Raw genomic sequence first — 15087 nt, 5'->3', positions numbered from 1 at the left:
TCTTCATAGTGATGTTATAACAGCACTCGCCAAAAAAATCATTTGCTAATGTGATGATTTTTCGGGCGATTGTTGTTCTGGCATTAACATGCAGAGTTCCATCATCGCTTTTCGGTACACATCGCGCTTAAAATTGACCACCTGACCTAGAGGGTACCAGTAACTTACCCATTGCCACTCATCAAATTCGGGTGGGTCAGAGAGGTCTAGCTGAATGTTTCGCGTAGACGCGGTGAGTTTTAATAAAAACCATTTTTGTTTCTGTCCAATACATACCGGATCAGAATCTGGTCGGATGTACCGGTGTGGCAAACGATAACGCAGCCATCCTTTGGTCTGCGCAATAATCTGGACGTGTTCGGGCAATAAGCCGACTTCTTCTCTCAGTTCACGATAAAGTGCCTGCTCGGGGGTTTCTCCAAAATGGATCCCTCCTTGTGGAAATTGCCAAGCATTGTGACCAATGCGTTTTGCCCATAAAACTTGTCCGTTATCATTTGCCAAAATGATCCCGACGTTGGGTCGGAAACCTTCTGAGTCGATCATTTGGCTACCTAAAATTTATCAATATCGTTGACTTTGAAATCGGGGGCCGTCACTCTTATATGCCCAGCGCGTAAGATCAAAGTAAAATGCATTAAAATTGCTATGATCTTAACGAATTTCTATCGACTAGCGGAGATAGATTTACATTTTTTTTCTTAAATTTCAGTTTTAACGAGTATTTTCATGAAATTGGCTTTGTTTGATCTTGATCACACCTTACTTAATACAGATTCAGACCATTCCTGGGGTGAATTTCTCGTCAATGAAGGCTTGGTCGATCCAGTACATCATCGCCAAATGAACGACAAATTTTATGAAGATTACAAAGCAGGCCAGCTCGACCCAATTGCCTACAACGAATTTGTATTTGAGTTTTTAACCCAAAATACGCCTGAGGTATTAACAGAGCTACATGCGCTGTTTATGCAAAAGGTGATTCGTCCGCAAATGCGCCCAAAAGGTTTTGATGCGATTCAAAAGCATCAAGATTTAGGCCATGAAATTGTAGGCATTACCGCAACCAGCGATTTTATTACCGCACCGATTTTTCGTGCCTTTGGCATTACCGAAATTATTGCCACCACGGCGGAAGTGCAGCAGGGGAAATATACCGGTAAAGTTACAGGCACACCATGTTACCAGCAAGGCAAGCTGGTACGCCTAGAGCAGTGGCTGGCTGGACGAAATGTAGAAGAATCTTGGGCCTATTCAGATTCGATTAACGATCGCTTCTTACTGGAATATGCCACGCATGCGATTGCAGTCAATCCAGATGATCGCCTGGAAAAATTGGCCAAAGCGCAAAATTGGCAGATTCAAGACTGGTCGATTTAATCGATATTTCAATGTTCTCAATAAAAACAGGCAGTCATCGACTGCCTGTTTTTATTTGATTCAGTTTTTGTGGAGTATTGTTTATTTTACGCGTTGCCAAAACGTCACTTCCGATAAACTGTGCTGAAACTTGTGCTGAGTTTCACGAATCACAAACGGCACCTCTTGCGGTGCTGCAATCAGTTGAAAGTGCTGATCCAAAATGGCATGTAAACCATCTAAAGTTCCAAAACTTTCACCATCTTTTTTAAAGCCACCAATCCATTCTTCACGCGGTGTGTGCTCTTCAAGCCACGTATAAGGGGAGGCAATCATCAATACACCACCCATGTTCAGACGCTCATGAATCTGACTAAGAAACTGACGTGGACGATACAGTCGGTCAATCAAATTGGCAGCAAAAATAAAATCGTAACCAGTGAAATTGGCTTTTAAATTGCAAGCATCACCTTGATAAAATTCAACTTTGTCTTTGGTTTCTTCAAGGCCTAATTGATGCAATGAACAGGCCTTGTATTGTACCAATTCACCTTCGGTGGCGAGCGTATAACGCAAGGTTTCACCTTTGGTCAACTGTACGCTGTGCTGAATAAACCGCGCTGAAAAATCAATTCCGGTGACATGCTCAAACACACGTGCCAATTCAAAACTGGCGCGTCCGACGGCGCAACCGATATCTAAAGCCTTAACTTTGGGACGCTCGCCCAGTGTCTGAAGCGCCAGCTCGACCAAAGCCTTAGAAAAATTAGGAACCCCAAAATAATCCGGTCCAAAATGGAACTCGGCATACTGCGAAAGTAATTGATCGGTCTCGTATTGAGAACTCACACTGCTTACCTCATGGTCAGATGCAACGTAACGAAACCCTGCATGTTGAAAAAAATGCCGTCTAAAGGCATACCGCGATGAATAAAGACTTTCATTGCCACAAGAAATCCACGAACCGCCCTTAATCAAATTATGGCGCCCGTCAAATGTAGGCGTGGTAAAGTCATCATAAATGGGGTGTACATCAAAGCCATTAAACGGATAGGTTGGCGTTTCGGTCCATTGCCAGACATTGCCTCGAACATCGAAGAAATCGCCTTGCTGAAACACATGAACCGGACACGACGACGCACCATAATCCAAATGGATATTGCCATCGGCACGCTGATGATCAATCTCGTTTAATCCGCTGATATCGTATATACGGTACCATTCGTCCTCGGTGGGCAAGCGAATATTCTGGCCAGTCTGCTGTTTTTTCCAGTTACAAAATGCTTTGGCTTCATGATAATTGACCTCGACAGGCCAATCCCAACGCATTGGTACAATCTCGGTCATGAGTCTTAAATACCAAGTCTGGTGTTGTTTAATCCAAAATGTCGGATATTTGGCTTCAGAAAAGGACAGCCAACCTTGGCCTTCTTGTTCCCAGTAATCAAGGCTTGAATAGCCATCGGCATCAACAAAAGCCAAAAATTCTTGGTTGCTAACCAAATATTTCGACGCTTGAAACGCCTCGACCTGCGCTTCATGCTGACCAAACTCGTTGTCCCAGCCATAAAATGGATGCGCTTGATTAATACCAAGTTTAACCTGTCCAGATGCGACATCAATCCATGTGTTTTCAGGTGCTGTGGTGGAAAAATCAGAAGCTTTCCAAGCCGGATGTGCACGAACATATTCAAGATCATGCTGTCGGATTAACACCGACGACGTTTCCAAATGAATACGCTCATGTTCAATACCCATTAAAATGGCCCACCACGGATGATTCCAGTTGATGGGCGGGTTAAGCGGGGCTGTATCGATGATATGAAGTACTGTTTGTTTGACCTGATCACGGTAGCTTTTGACCTCGTGAGGTGTTGGCCAGTCATAATGCTGATCGTTGAGATCATCCCAACTCATTTCATCGACACCGACTGCGAAAAGTGCTTCAAAGCGCGGGTTGAGCCGTTCTTCAATTAAGTGAACCAACAGTAATTTATTAATAAAAAAGGTTGCAGTATGACCAAAATAAAAAATCAGAGGGTGCCGAAGCGAAATCGGTTTTTTATAAAATGCTTCATCACCATCTAAACATTCAAACAAAGATTCATAGGTTTCAAAAGTATTCAAAAAATAGTCACGGATTTGCTGGCGTAGCGTATCGGCATTGTCTTGATTGAGGCGTGGAGTGCGCAAGATCTGTTTTGAAGCTTGAAGGAATCCAGAAGGCGATGGCGTATGAGCATTTGAAGCAGAAGATACGTGTTCGGAATTTGGTACTCTGAAAACATCATTTAGCATGCTTCAACTCCATATTTAAGGTATTTATTGTGTGAAATACCGTGAAGGGTTGAGGTGTTATCGTTATACAGCCACGTCACGGATGCTTAATGATCAACTTACTCCAATCTTGAACGAGTTATATTATATTTAGGTAACGATTTGATGAAAAACGCTAAAGAGAATGGCTTAAGCTGTAGTGGACTGCTGCGTCAGTTTAATTAAAGCCTGTGCTGCTTTGGACTGAGTACGGGCAGGATGCCAGACAATTCCAAGTTGACGTTTTAGCTCCACATTCACTGCGAGTTGACAAAGATCCCGATTCAGCAACGTTTGCGGTAGAACCGACCAGCCCAAGCCAATCGAAACCAACATACGAATCGACTCAAGCGGATTATTGCTCATGGTGATTTTAGGTCTAAGACCATATTTTTCGAATGCGTGCAAGGTAATCTGAGTGGTATAAGTCTGTGCTGCAGGCAGTAGACTTGGGTATTCGAGTAAATCTTGTAGCTGAATCTGCTTACGCTGAGCCAATGGATGAAACGGTGCCACTACAAAAACCAGTGGATCGTTCCAGACCGTCAAATAAGTAAGACGCTCATCGCCTTCTGGAGGCAGGGTAAGAAAAGCCAACTCGAGATCACCTGCAAGCACTTTTTCATGTGCCTGTTCTGAATCGACAAAATGCACATCTAAGGTGACATCCGGAAAGCGTTGCACATAATGACGCAGTGGATCGGGAAGATGATGCAGCCCGATATGATGACTGGTACCGATTTTGAGCCGTCCCTGTACCTGGTCGTGTTCATGGCTTAAGGTATGATGAATTTCGCCTAGCTCATTGAGCCAGTTTTTGACTTTGGGCAACAACGAATGTGCTGCATGTGTGGCTTGAATGCCGCGTCCGGCAGATTCAAATAGTTTCACGCCAAAATAATCTTCAAGACTATGAATGCGCTTGGTCACTGCGGGCTGGGTGATAAAGAGTTGATCCGCTGCGAGCGAAATAGAGCCGGTTTCCATCACTTTCACAAAGGCTTCAAATGCAGCAAGATTCATACAATGACCTTAAATTTCCCATAATCATGCCGTGTTAAAAAAATCACAGCGTCAGGCTATTGTAGTGGTCAAATTCCCAAATGCGCAATCATTAATAGCCTGCGCCAGAATCTTGCTGAGCAGGCTGTTCTTTTACTGCCCATACTTTTTCGTGAATAAAAAAGGCAAACGCCTGTACAGTCGGCTCAAGCATACTTAAAGTTAAGGCGACCCAGAGGTTTCCGGTCACCACGTAAGCCACCAGCATAGCCACCGTAATATGCATAATGTAATAGCTTAAAGTCTTTTTGAGCATACGCTGATTGTGATGTACAAAACGAGTTAGAGTCGTCATAACCATTACCTTGCACTAAATATCTTGAAGAAGTATTCAGTATAAAAAGCGTACATCGGATTGTGAAATGGAATGTATAAATGAGAATTATTATTAAATCCGATGCTGTAAACTGTGAGATGATTAGACCTGAATTGCACATTTTATATATTCTAAAAAGTTTGTTAATTTATAAAAATGATAAATTAGATTTATGTAAAAGCAGCGCTATAATCATTTAATAGAGACCATATACCCAGTCCAATGGAGCACGACGACATGGCAGGCAAGACATTATATGACAAATTGTGGAATGACCACTTGGTTTCACAGCGAGACGACGGATCATGCTTGATTTACATCGATCGTCATTTATTGCATGAAGTCACCAGTCCGCAGGCATTTGAAGGTCTTCAACTTGCAGGTCGTCAGCCGTGGCGTCTCAATGCAAACGTTGCAACACCAGACCACAACGTACCAACTTCAAAAAAAGAACGTGAACAAGGCATTGCCGGAATTGAAGATGAGACATCACGCATTCAGGTTCAAACCTTAGACGATAACTGTAAAACCTTTAATATCGTTGAGTTCGGGATCAATGATGTCCGTCAGGGCATTGTGCATGTGGTGGGGCCAGAGCAAGGTTTGACTTTACCGGGTATGACCGTCGTGTGCGGCGATTCGCATACGGCAACGCATGGGGCATTTGGTTGCTTGGCACATGGAATTGGTACATCTGAAGTGGAACACGTGCTTGCGACGCAGTGTTTAGTTCAGAAAAAATCAAAGAACATGTTGGTTCGCGTGGATGGCACTTTAGGTAAAGGTGTAACGCCAAAAGATGTAGTTTTGGCAATTATCGGTCAAATTGGTACAGCAGGCGGAACAGGTTATGCCATTGAGTTTGGTGGGCAGGTGTTCCGTGATATGTCGATCGAAGGCCGAATGACGGTGTGTAACATGGCCATTGAAGCAGGTGCTCGTGTGGGTATGGTTGCTGTCGATGATAAAACCATCGAGTATGTCCAGTCGCGCCACTATGCACCAAAAGGTGAGCAGTGGGATCAGGCTGTTGCGTACTGGAATACCTTACATTCAGATGACGATGCAGTATTTGATGAAGTAGTGGTTTTGAACGGCGCAGAAATTGAGCCGCAAGTTTCTTGGGGAACCTCACCCGAAATGGTGATTCCAGTGTCTCAAGCGGTTCCAACCTTAGAACAGGCCAAAGATGATGTACAACGCAATGACTGGACACGTGCTTACCAGTATATGGGCTTAAATGCCGGTCAGGCGTTGGCTGATATTCAGTTGGATCGTGTATTTATTGGATCATGCACCAATTCACGGATTGAAGATATCCGTGCAGCAGCCGAAGTGGTTAAAGGCCGTAAAGTGGCGAACAGCATCAAACAAGCGATGGTGGTACCGGGTTCTGGTTTAGTTAAGCAACAAGCAGAGCAAGAAGGATTGGATCAGATTTTTCTTGAGGCTGGTTTTGAGTGGCGTGAACCGGGATGCTCAATGTGCTTGGCGATGAATGCCGATAAATTGCAACCGGGCGAACATTGTGCCTCGACCTCAAACCGTAATTTTGAAGGGCGTCAGGGCAATGGTGGACGAACCCATTTGGTCAGTCCAGCCATGGCTGCTGCCGCTGCAATTGCGGGACACTTTGTTGATGTGAGAAATTTCTGATGTCTTTGACTTTGTATTTGGGAACAAAAAATTATTCTTCTTGGTCGCTAAGGCCTTGGCTCGCAGCTAAACATGCTGGAATCCGTTTTAAAGAAGTTATTATCGATTTTGATCAACCCGATACAACGTCTCGCATTTATGCCATCAGTCCTTCAGGTAAAGTGCCTGTTTTAGTTGATGTAGATGTAAAAATTTGGGATTCATTGGCCATTTGTGAGTACTTAGCAGAAATTGCTCCTCATCTATGGCCTTCAGATCAATATTCAAGAGCAATTGCTCGATCGATTAGTGCAGAAATGCACAGTGGTTTTGTTGCTTTACGCAACGAAATGCCCATGAACGTTAGAGCAAAGCAAAGAGCATTAGTACTTAGCGATGCGGCTCAACATGATCTAGTTCGTATCGACCAAATATGGAAAGATCTACGTCAACAATATCAGTTACAAGGACCTTGGTTGTTTGGAAAGTTTACTATCGCAGATGCCATGTTTGCTCCAGTCGTGATTCGCTTAAATGCATACGCTGTTAACCTAACACCGTCGATGCGAGCCTACATGGAAACATTTTATAATGACTCTGCTTTTTTAGAATGGATTAAAGATGCTGAACAAGACACGTTGATTGTGCCTCGTTTAGAGTGTGGTCAGGTTTAAGCATAAAAGGTTTTGATTATGAAAGCATACACCGTAGAACAAGGCATTGTGGCACCATTAGATCGTGCCAATGTGGATACCGATTTAATTATCCCGAAACAGTTTTTGAAGTCGATCAAACGCACAGGGTTTGGTGACAACTTATTTGATGAATTGCGCTATTTAGATGAAGGTTATCCGGGGCAAGATAATTCTAAACGTCCGCTTAATCCCGATTTTGTCTTGAATCAGCCACGTTATCAATCTGCCAATATCTTGATTGCGCGTAAGAATTTCGGATGTGGATCAAGCCGTGAGCATGCGCCATGGGCATTGAACGAATATGGTTTTCGTACCGTGATTGCGCCAAGTTTTGCCGATATTTTCTTTAATAACTGTTTTAAAAACGGTATGTTACCTGTAATCTTGTCTGAAGAAATTGTAGAGCAATTATTTCAAGAGTGCGCAGAAAACGAAGGCTATACCTTAACGGTAGATTTGGCTGCACAAGAAGTGAAAACACCATCTGGACAAGCTTTTGCTTTTGACATCGATCCATTTCGCAAACACTGTTTGTTAAATGGCTTAGATGATATTGGTTTAACGCTACAAAATGCAGACGCGATTCATGAGTTTGAACGCCAAGCCAAAGTTGCACGTCCTTGGGTATTTCAAGACCTAAAAGCTTGATCTATACGGGAGATTTTAAAGATAGCAATAGCGTAGATGCCCAACTCTTGTTAACATGCATGAGCATAAATTGCTGAAAACTTTGCTCGAAATAGGGTTGGGCTCCAACAATGATCAGGACATTTGGCCGTAGTGTGGTACTGACAGTATCCTTGGCGTTAATCGCAGGTTGTCAAAGTACCAATCATGTGGTTGATACATTGCGTATTAAACAGGCCGAATCAGGTCTGAACAGTAACGCAACGATTTATTGTTCGGGCGCACAACTGTGTGAATTTGAGCGTTTAAATACGACCCCCATTGTCGATGCGCAAAAACATCGTGTCAGTGAACAAGCCTTGCATCAAGGTATTGTCAGACTTGAGGGTTCAGTATTTAGTCCAGTCAATTCGATGTATTTGTCTGTGCCACCGCAGCAGTATGAGCTGGTGATTCGTTTTTATCCCATCTCTCGAGATCGGGCAGAAACATTTCATGTCATTCATCAGTTTAAAGCCAATCAGCGCTATACCTTTAAAATGTACCGTGATCGTTCCAAGCACTCAGGCGGCAGTTTACTCAATGTTTCTGCGCCTGAGCCATTATGTGTTGAACTTGAGCAAGAAAATCGTCCAATCCGCCGTTTTTGTCGTCCTTTTGATGCCATCACGGGGTTGGGTGAGTTTATAGAACAACGAATTTAATGTTCAATCAGTCAATCGGCTGATATTTAGAAATGGAAACGTTCATGTCGAAGCAAATTTTAATTTTAGCCGGTGACGGTATTGGCCCTGAAATTGTAGGGGCTGCCGAGCAAGTGCTGAGCGCAGTCAATCAAAAATTCAATCTTGGTTTAAACTGGGAGCATGGTCTACTTGGCGGTGCCGCCATTGATGCGCATGGCGAACCGTATCCTGCCGTGACCAGCGAGCAAGCAAAACAAGCAGATGCCATTTTACTTGGTGCGGTAGGCGGACCGAAGTGGGATAGCATTGAACGCTCTATCCGTCCAGAACGTGGTCTGTTAAAAATCCGTAGTGAACTGAATTTATTTGCTAATTTGCGTCCTGCCATTTTGTATCCGCAGCTTGCAGATGCCTCTAGTTTAAAGCCTGAAATCGTATCTGGGTTAGACATTCTGATTGTGCGTGAATTAACTGGCGGGATCTACTTTGGTCAGCCGCGCGGTATTCGCGAACTTGAAAACGGCGAAAAGCAAGGCTTTAACACCGATGTCTACAGCGAATCTGAAATTAAGCGCATTGCAAAAGTGGCTTTTGAGCTTGCTGCACTGCGTGGTAGCAAAGTGTGCTCGGTCGACAAAGCCAATGTACTTGAGGTAACGGAGCTTTGGAAACAAACCGTAAGCGACCTTCAGCAAGCGCAGTATCCAAACATTCAGTTGTCCCATATGTATGTCGACAATGCAGCAATGCAACTGGTACGCGCACCAAAGCAGTTTGATGTGATTGTAACCGGTAACTTGTTTGGTGATATTTTGTCGGATGAGGCGGCCATGTTGACCGGTTCAATCGGCATGTTGCCATCTGCATCTTTAGATGAGCAGGGCAAAGGCATGTATGAGCCATGTCATGGTTCTGCACCGGATATCGCAGGGCAAAATGTGGCGAACCCATTGGCCACGATTTTATCCGTAGCTATGATGCTCCGTTATACTTTCCGTGAAGAAGCTGCTGCAAAAGCCATTGAAGATGCTGTAGGACAAGTGCTTGATCAAGGCTTACGTACGGCTGACATTATGTCTGAAGGTATGCAGAAAGTGGGTACAGTTGAGATGGGGCAGGCCGTGGTTGCTGCTTTAGCTTAAAATAATTAGGCTCAAATAAAATCTGAAGGTAGATGTCTTGATCAAGGCATCTACTTTTTTTATTTTTGAGTACAATGAAAATAAAATAGTGTGCTAACTTAAATAAAAAATGCGTCTTAAAAAAGTCGATAAGATGCTGAGATCACTTTTTATAAGTACAGTACTCGTAGAATAAATGACAAAAAGGAATGAGGCTTTGACTATGAAATTCAATTTAAAACTTTTATCTGCTGCCGTATTTTTAGCGGTATCAGCTACATCGTACGCAGACAACTGTGACAATACACGCAATAGCTATGATGCAGTTCACTGTGCCAATAAGGTGTACGTAAATGCAGATCGGGAATTAAATCAAAATTATCAACTACTGCGTAGCAAATTAAATACCCAGCAGAAAACGATTTTAAAACGTTCTCAATTGGCTTGGATTAAAGAACGAGATCAAAGTTGCTCTGGTGATTCAGACGTCGGGACCGTCATTTATACCAACTGCCAGCTGTCTAAAACGCAAGAACGTAACTCTTGGATTCGTGAACGCTTGCGTGAATGTAAAACGATTGGTTGTAAAACATCTGCTTTAAGTGATTAAAAGCAAAACTGTTATAAAAAAAGCCACTGACGGTAGAGAGTGGCTTTAGTGCATTCGCTAAACGTGTTTAACGTGCGCGGTACGTGATACGACCTTTACTTAAATCATAAGGTGTCATTTCAACTTTAACGTTATCACCCGTCAAGATACGGATATAGTGCTTACGCATTTTACCAGAAATGTGCGCAATTACTTCGTGACCGTTTTCTAAACGTACACGGAACATCGTATTAGGAAGCGTTTCGGTGACAACGCCTTCGAACTCAATGAGTTCCTCTTTATTGGCCATAGCCTACCTGATGATCAAATTGGAAAGGCGCAAATTATAGGCAATTTTTTTCGAAAAAACAAGCCATAGGCGGTGATCTAATCGGCGTTCCAATTGGGAATACAGGTCATTTGAAACAAAAAAAATCTACAAAAATGACCTGAATTGAGTTGTCACTTTGGTCAATCGACGCTAATCTAAATTGAGAGTTTTAAGTATAAATGAAGAACATACAAGGAAGGGCGCCGCGTGGGTCAGCTAACAGATGCATCGGTTGTATTACGGTTTGGCTATCAAGCGATTCGTCGTGCTGGATTGCCAACCGAAGAAATTTTAACAAAAGCGGGTGTGGCACTGAATCAGGTCGATGCCAATTCGAGAACGCCAGTCAGTGCCCAGTACGCATTTTGGGTTGCGGCAGAAGAAGTCAGTAAAGATCCAGATATCGGTTTGCACTTAGGCGAGCATTTGCCGCTGTACCGTGGGCAAGTCATTGAGCACTTGTTTATTAGTAGTGAAACCTTTGGTGAAGGGCTCAAACGCGCTTTAGCCTATCAGCGTCTGATTAGTGATGTATTTCATGCCAAGCTGGTGGTTGAAGATGGGCGCTGCTATCTGACCAACGGCGAGCAAAAATTTGCCGACTCAATCGTCAACCGTCATTTTTCTGAATGTGCAATTTCGGGCGTTTTACGATTTTTTAAATTTATTACCGAAGGTGCCTTTCACCCGATTTTTATCGATTTTAATTTTAGTGAAGGCGCGCCAGAAGACGAGTACTTCCGAGTTTACGGCTGCCCGGTCAGTTTGGGGCAGAAAGAAACCCGACTTTACTTCGATGCCGATATTTTAAACTATCCATTATGGCAAGCCGAACCAGAACTGTTGCAGCTTCATGAGCAGCTTGCCATTGAGAAGCTACAAGAACTGGCACGTTATGATCTGGTTGGCGAGGTGCGCCGTGCCATTGGTTCAACCTTAGAAAGCGGTGAAACCACACTAGAAACAGTGGCTGCGCAACTCAATATCACACCACGGCGGTTAAGAACCCAGCTCAGCGAAGCCAATACCAGCTTTCAGCAAATTCTGTCGGATTACCGCTGTAGACTTGCCAAACGGCTATTGGCCAATACAGGCGAAAGCGTTGAGCGTATTGTCTACCTGACTGGCTTTTCTGAGCCAAGTACTTTTTATCGTGCATTTAAACGCTGGACCAACGAAACACCAGTAGAGTACCGCAAGCGTAAACAACGTTAAGCGACCCATAAAAAAATGCATCCAAGGATGCATTTTTTTAAGCTCAAGAAGATGCTTGATTAAAGATCGGCCATTTCATCGGGTAAGTTGAGCCAGTGGGGGCCTAATGGAGGATTTGGTAAATCAAATTGTTCAGGGTAATAAGCCTGAATGAAGTACAGTCCATCGGCTGGTGCGGTTACACCTGCTGCCTTACGGTCTTGTGCGGCAAACATGGTATCGATATGGTCGATCTCGTAGCAGCCTTGACCAATTTCCAGTAAACAGCCCATGATGTTGCGCACCATATGATGTAAAAATCCATCGGCTTGAATATCTAACACCAAATAACGGCCATGGCGGATCAAGCGGCAATGACTCAAATGGCGAACGGGTTGCTTGGACTGGCAAGCGGCTGCACGGAAGCTCTCAAAGTTATGCGTGCCTTCAAACTTACGCGCCGCCACCATCATTTTTTCGACATCTAGCTGCTGATGCACATGCGTAACTTGTTTGTGTAACAGCGCAGGACGGTTCGGTGTATTGTAAACCACATAACGGTAGCGGCGTGCCTGCGCTTTAAAGCGTGCATGAAAGTCTGTACCGACCTCCTTGATCCACTGGATCGAGATGTCTTTGGGCAACTGGCTGTTGGCTCCCCTCAACCAACCTTGTTCAGGTCGAATGGCATTCGTATCAAAATGAGCCACCATATTGGTGGCATGTACGCCGGCATCGGTTCGCCCTGCGCCATGCAATAGAATTGGCTCGTTGGCAATTTTACTCAGTACCGTTTCAAGCGTTTCTTGAAGACTGGATACACCAGCTTGTTGGGTTTGCCAGCCACGATAATGCATTCCACAAAATTCAATGCCGATAGCAAAACGTTGCATGATTAATCCTCAGCCTTTGTGGTGGTATCCCAGTGTCGATACCAATCTTCAGCATCATCATACTGTAAGTAAAGTTGTAGCAGCTTGGCATACAGATCGGCATGACCATGCGTGGTATTGGTGGCAATGCCTGCACAATGTACCCAGTCACTAATGGCATAGCGCTGATCAATTTTGCCGAAGGTGACTTGTGTGGTTAACACCACCAGACAGCCTTGCGAACGTAATTGTTGAAACTGCGCCAGAATGGCGTCATTGACCGCAATATTACCGGTTCCGAATCCTTGTAAAATTAAAAAGTGCGGTGGTCGCTGTGCAATATTTTCAAGTTGTTGTGCCAAGTGCGCTGGACGCACAGGTTGATGCATCAGATTCACAATGGCCAGTTCATCGGCACGTGCAATCATGGCAGCATCTACAGCCATCGCATTTGTGACCGTATCACAAGGTGCATCGGCCGAGACACCGGAAAATGCATCCAGCTCAGTTGTATGGGTTTTAAGAACGGTTTGACCGTGAAAAATTTGATGATGAAAAGCCTGATAGGTACCGCTTGCTAAACGTTGAACGCTCTCTAATGCTAAATATAAATTCTCGATCGCATCGGTAAATTCACGTGTATCGTCGCCCGCAGTGTTAAGCAGCGGATACTGACTACCCGTGATCACCACGTGACAGGTTTGTCCCAAAAAGCGTGCCAAAGTTGCAGACGCGTAACTCATGGTATCGGTACCGTGAATCACCACAAAGTGTGTATAGCCCTCAAGCTGCAACCCCTGAATCTGTTGTACCAGTAACAGCCAGTCTGCGGCGGTACAGGCGCTACTATCTTTAATTGAAGGGGCTTTAAAACAATCGACTGCGTATTGCGGTGGAAGAATGCGTTCTAATTGGGGTTGAAAGGCATCATAGGGCATTGGTGCAAGCGGTTCACCAATACAACCAAACGTTCCACCCATATAAATTAAGGCAATTTTATTCATGTTCAAACCAGCAGTCCCGACAGACTGCTTATGTTAGAGCGATCAACTTGAAGATGCTATTCGATTTAACAGTTTTTTTGAAAGATCACGCTGCTCTTGATTAAATCGTGCATCATTTTTCTCGAGTAAAATGCAGGCCGATTCAAAAGCACCCAGCTCGATATATTGCTGAGCCAGATCTAGATCGAGTTGAACTTCATCGATATCTGCCAGTTCCGGAAAAGCCTTAACCAAAGGATCTTGAGGCTTTATGGTGACTGGCGTCACTATTGTGGTCGCAGGAGATAGTGCTTCGTTTTCAGCTTCGGCTCCATCAAGCTCAGCAAAAATCACTTGAGGGGTAGAAGAGGCGGGAGAGGTAGAAGATGACGATGATGCTTGAGCAGTTGCGGCTGCGTCATCCATTGGAGCCAGTGTCAGTGTCGAGGCGGTATTCGTGAGTTCTACAGCAGCAGGCGCTGTCTGCTGTTGTGTTTGTTTTGCAGGCTGCTCAGCTTCAGGCGTTGATATTTTTGGCACTGATGCAGGTTCTACATTGACCTGAACTAGCGTTGGTGGCACAGGCGTATTCAGTTTGAATTCTAGCGCCTGATTGGCCTCCAGAATTGGCTGAGGCTCAGGGGTGTGTTGTTGTGTAGGTGAAATCGTCGTATCGACTTTATGCTCAACGACTACATCTGGAATAGGTGTCTGATTTGACGGAGTGACTATGTCAGTAGATGGGATTTTCGTTGGAGCAGGGTTCTTTTGTGCAGCTTGATAGCGCGCTTGAACTTCTGCAAGTACCTCGTGTAACTGACGCTGCTCAAGATTTTGAAGGAGCTGCTTCACCCCAAGCTCATCCTGCTGACGCAGATGCAAATCCAGTAAGTAAAAATAGAAATGATGACGTGAAGGGTCACGATTGAGCGTCTGATTGATCAGTGCCTCGGCAGCCGAAAGATGGCCAATCTCAATCAACTGCTCAATACGATCCTGAATATTGGGGTCAATCGTGGCGGGAACAAGACTCTCAGCCACTGCAAACGGCGCGTAATGAACGTGTTCATGACCTTGAGCAATAGGGGCTTGCAGCTTTGATGAATGCGACGCTTTTTTTTGATCTTGTCGTTTTTTTAAGATGATCGCGACGACCAGCAAAATGATAAATGCAATCACGTATAACACAGTTTTCCCCTGAAGCACGCGTGATACTGGCTGAGGATATTCGACCTTGATCCAGCATAAATTTTTTAATGTTTAGTTGAGAGCTAATTTAGCGTTTTTTGTGAGGAATGTCA

General features: G+C 44.3%; 16 protein-coding genes. 8 read left to right on the top strand and 8 right to left on the bottom strand.

Annotation, left to right across the window (positions count from 1 at the left end):
• Positions 1-45 precede the first annotated feature (45 nt).
• Complete coding sequence (locus tag QLG00_RS13660) at positions 46-546, bottom strand: RNA pyrophosphohydrolase (protein WP_004932680.1); 501 nt, start codon at positions 544-546, stop codon at positions 46-48.
• Positions 547-729: 183 nt separating this feature from the next.
• On the opposite strand from QLG00_RS13660, the gene QLG00_RS13655 reads away from it, so the two are divergent.
• A complete protein-coding gene (locus QLG00_RS13655; protein ID WP_250364972.1) occupies positions 730-1380 on the top strand; it encodes an HAD family hydrolase in 651 nt (216 codons plus the stop codon).
• Between the two features lie 81 nt (positions 1381-1461).
• Here QLG00_RS13655 and ovoA read toward each other — a convergent pair whose 3' ends face one another.
• The 3 genes from ovoA to QLG00_RS13640 form a co-directional block, all read right to left on the bottom strand.
• On the bottom strand, positions 1462-3657 hold the full coding sequence (gene ovoA, locus QLG00_RS13650) for a 5-histidylcysteine sulfoxide synthase (protein ID WP_282471212.1): 2196 nt from the start codon (positions 3655-3657) through the stop codon (positions 1462-1464).
• A 168-nt stretch (positions 3658-3825) separates the two neighbouring features.
• Positions 3826-4698, bottom strand: coding sequence for a LysR family transcriptional regulator (locus QLG00_RS13645; protein WP_004932688.1), 873 nt, complete (start codon positions 4696-4698; stop codon positions 3826-3828).
• A gap of 91 nt (positions 4699-4789) precedes the next feature.
• On the bottom strand, positions 4790-5038 hold the full coding sequence (locus tag QLG00_RS13640) for a DUF2061 domain-containing protein (protein ID WP_076033448.1): 249 nt from the start codon (positions 5036-5038) through the stop codon (positions 4790-4792).
• A gap of 252 nt (positions 5039-5290) precedes the next feature.
• Between QLG00_RS13640 and leuC the strand changes: the two genes are divergently transcribed.
• The 6 genes from leuC (at position 5291) to QLG00_RS13610 (ending at position 10427) form a co-directional block, all read left to right on the top strand.
• Entirely contained in the window at positions 5291-6709 is a 1419-nt protein-coding gene (gene leuC, locus QLG00_RS13635) for a 3-isopropylmalate dehydratase large subunit (RefSeq protein ID WP_004943820.1), read from the top strand.
• Positions 6709-7362 carry a glutathione S-transferase family protein gene (locus QLG00_RS13630; protein WP_282471211.1) on the top strand — a complete coding sequence of 218 codons (654 nt, stop codon included), beginning with the start codon at positions 6709-6711 and terminating at the stop codon, positions 7360-7362. Before leuC ends, QLG00_RS13630 begins: the two co-directional genes overlap by 1 nt.
• Before the next feature lie 18 nt (positions 7363-7380).
• Positions 7381-8031 carry a 3-isopropylmalate dehydratase small subunit gene (leuD, locus tag QLG00_RS13625; RefSeq protein ID WP_004932698.1) on the top strand — a complete coding sequence of 217 codons (651 nt, stop codon included), beginning with the start codon at positions 7381-7383 and terminating at the stop codon, positions 8029-8031.
• A 110-nt stretch (positions 8032-8141) separates the two neighbouring features.
• A complete protein-coding gene (locus QLG00_RS13620; protein ID WP_004932701.1) occupies positions 8142-8714 on the top strand; it encodes a hypothetical protein in 573 nt (190 codons plus the stop codon).
• 44 nt (positions 8715-8758) lie between these two features.
• Entirely contained in the window at positions 8759-9838 is a 1080-nt protein-coding gene (gene leuB / locus QLG00_RS13615) for a 3-isopropylmalate dehydrogenase (protein ID WP_004932704.1), read from the top strand.
• Positions 9839-10040: 202 nt separating this feature from the next.
• A complete protein-coding gene (locus QLG00_RS13610) occupies positions 10041-10427 on the top strand; it encodes a lysozyme inhibitor LprI family protein (RefSeq protein WP_004943807.1) in 387 nt (128 codons plus the stop codon).
• Positions 10428-10494: 67 nt separating this feature from the next.
• Here the strand turns inward: QLG00_RS13610 and infA are convergent, their stop codons facing one another.
• A complete protein-coding gene (infA, locus tag QLG00_RS13605) occupies positions 10495-10716 on the bottom strand; it encodes a translation initiation factor IF-1 (RefSeq protein WP_004920223.1) in 222 nt (73 codons plus the stop codon).
• A gap of 228 nt (positions 10717-10944) precedes the next feature.
• Here infA and QLG00_RS13600 point away from each other — a divergent pair, with 228 nt between their 5' ends.
• Positions 10945-11952 carry an AraC family transcriptional regulator gene (locus QLG00_RS13600; protein ID WP_025095351.1) on the top strand — a complete coding sequence of 336 codons (1008 nt, stop codon included), beginning with the start codon at positions 10945-10947 and terminating at the stop codon, positions 11950-11952.
• A 59-nt stretch (positions 11953-12011) separates the two neighbouring features.
• On the opposite strand, the gene truA is transcribed toward QLG00_RS13600, so the two are convergent.
• From truA to QLG00_RS13585, 3 genes are read right to left on the bottom strand one after another with little or no spacing between them, the layout of a single operon-like run.
• Positions 12012-12824: a tRNA pseudouridine(38-40) synthase TruA gene (gene truA, locus QLG00_RS13595; protein ID WP_004943804.1), complete on the bottom strand. Its 813-nt coding sequence runs from the start codon at positions 12822-12824 to the stop codon at positions 12012-12014.
• A 2-nt stretch (positions 12825-12826) separates the two neighbouring features.
• Positions 12827-13807 (bottom strand): asparaginase, encoded by a 981-nt coding sequence (locus tag QLG00_RS13590; RefSeq protein WP_208476867.1) that lies wholly within the window; start codon positions 13805-13807, stop codon positions 12827-12829.
• 42 nt (positions 13808-13849) lie between these two features.
• Positions 13850-14974 (bottom strand): hypothetical protein, encoded by a 1125-nt coding sequence (locus QLG00_RS13585; RefSeq protein ID WP_282471210.1) that lies wholly within the window; start codon positions 14972-14974, stop codon positions 13850-13852.
• Between the last annotated feature and the right edge of the window lie 113 nt (positions 14975-15087).

This window comes from Acinetobacter sp. V89_7 (genome assembly GCF_029967895.1).
Classification (GTDB): domain Bacteria; phylum Pseudomonadota; class Gammaproteobacteria; order Pseudomonadales; family Moraxellaceae; genus Acinetobacter; species Acinetobacter soli.
This window is presented reverse-complemented; position numbering and strand designations above follow the sequence as displayed.

Excerpts from the sequence above, each read along its gene's own strand:
- QLG00_RS13660 (WP_004932680.1), bottom strand. The coding sequence starts at position 546 with ATGATCGACTCAGAAGGTTTCCGACCCAACGTCGGGATCATTTTGGCA.
- QLG00_RS13655 (WP_250364972.1), top strand. The coding sequence starts at position 730 with ATGAAATTGGCTTTGTTTGATCTTGATCACACCTTACTTAATACAGAT.
- ovoA (WP_282471212.1), bottom strand. The coding sequence starts at position 3,657 with ATGCTAAATGATGTTTTCAGAGTACCAAATTCCGAACACGTATCTTCT.
- QLG00_RS13645 (WP_004932688.1), bottom strand. The coding sequence starts at position 4,698 with ATGAATCTTGCTGCATTTGAAGCCTTTGTGAAAGTGATGGAAACCGGC.
- QLG00_RS13640 (WP_076033448.1), bottom strand. The coding sequence starts at position 5,038 with ATGGTTATGACGACTCTAACTCGTTTTGTACATCACAATCAGCGTATG.
- leuC (WP_004943820.1), top strand. The coding sequence starts at position 5,291 with ATGGCAGGCAAGACATTATATGACAAATTGTGGAATGACCACTTGGTT.
- QLG00_RS13630 (WP_282471211.1), top strand. The coding sequence starts at position 6,709 with ATGTCTTTGACTTTGTATTTGGGAACAAAAAATTATTCTTCTTGGTCG.
- leuD (WP_004932698.1), top strand. The coding sequence starts at position 7,381 with ATGAAAGCATACACCGTAGAACAAGGCATTGTGGCACCATTAGATCGT.
- QLG00_RS13620 (WP_004932701.1), top strand. The coding sequence starts at position 8,142 with ATGATCAGGACATTTGGCCGTAGTGTGGTACTGACAGTATCCTTGGCG.
- leuB (WP_004932704.1), top strand. The coding sequence starts at position 8,759 with ATGTCGAAGCAAATTTTAATTTTAGCCGGTGACGGTATTGGCCCTGAA.
- QLG00_RS13610 (WP_004943807.1), top strand. The coding sequence starts at position 10,041 with ATGAAATTCAATTTAAAACTTTTATCTGCTGCCGTATTTTTAGCGGTA.
- infA (WP_004920223.1), bottom strand. The coding sequence starts at position 10,716 with ATGGCCAATAAAGAGGAACTCATTGAGTTCGAAGGCGTTGTCACCGAA.
- truA (WP_004943804.1), bottom strand. The coding sequence starts at position 12,824 with ATGCAACGTTTTGCTATCGGCATTGAATTTTGTGGAATGCATTATCGT.
- QLG00_RS13590 (WP_208476867.1), bottom strand. The coding sequence starts at position 13,807 with ATGAATAAAATTGCCTTAATTTATATGGGTGGAACGTTTGGTTGTATT.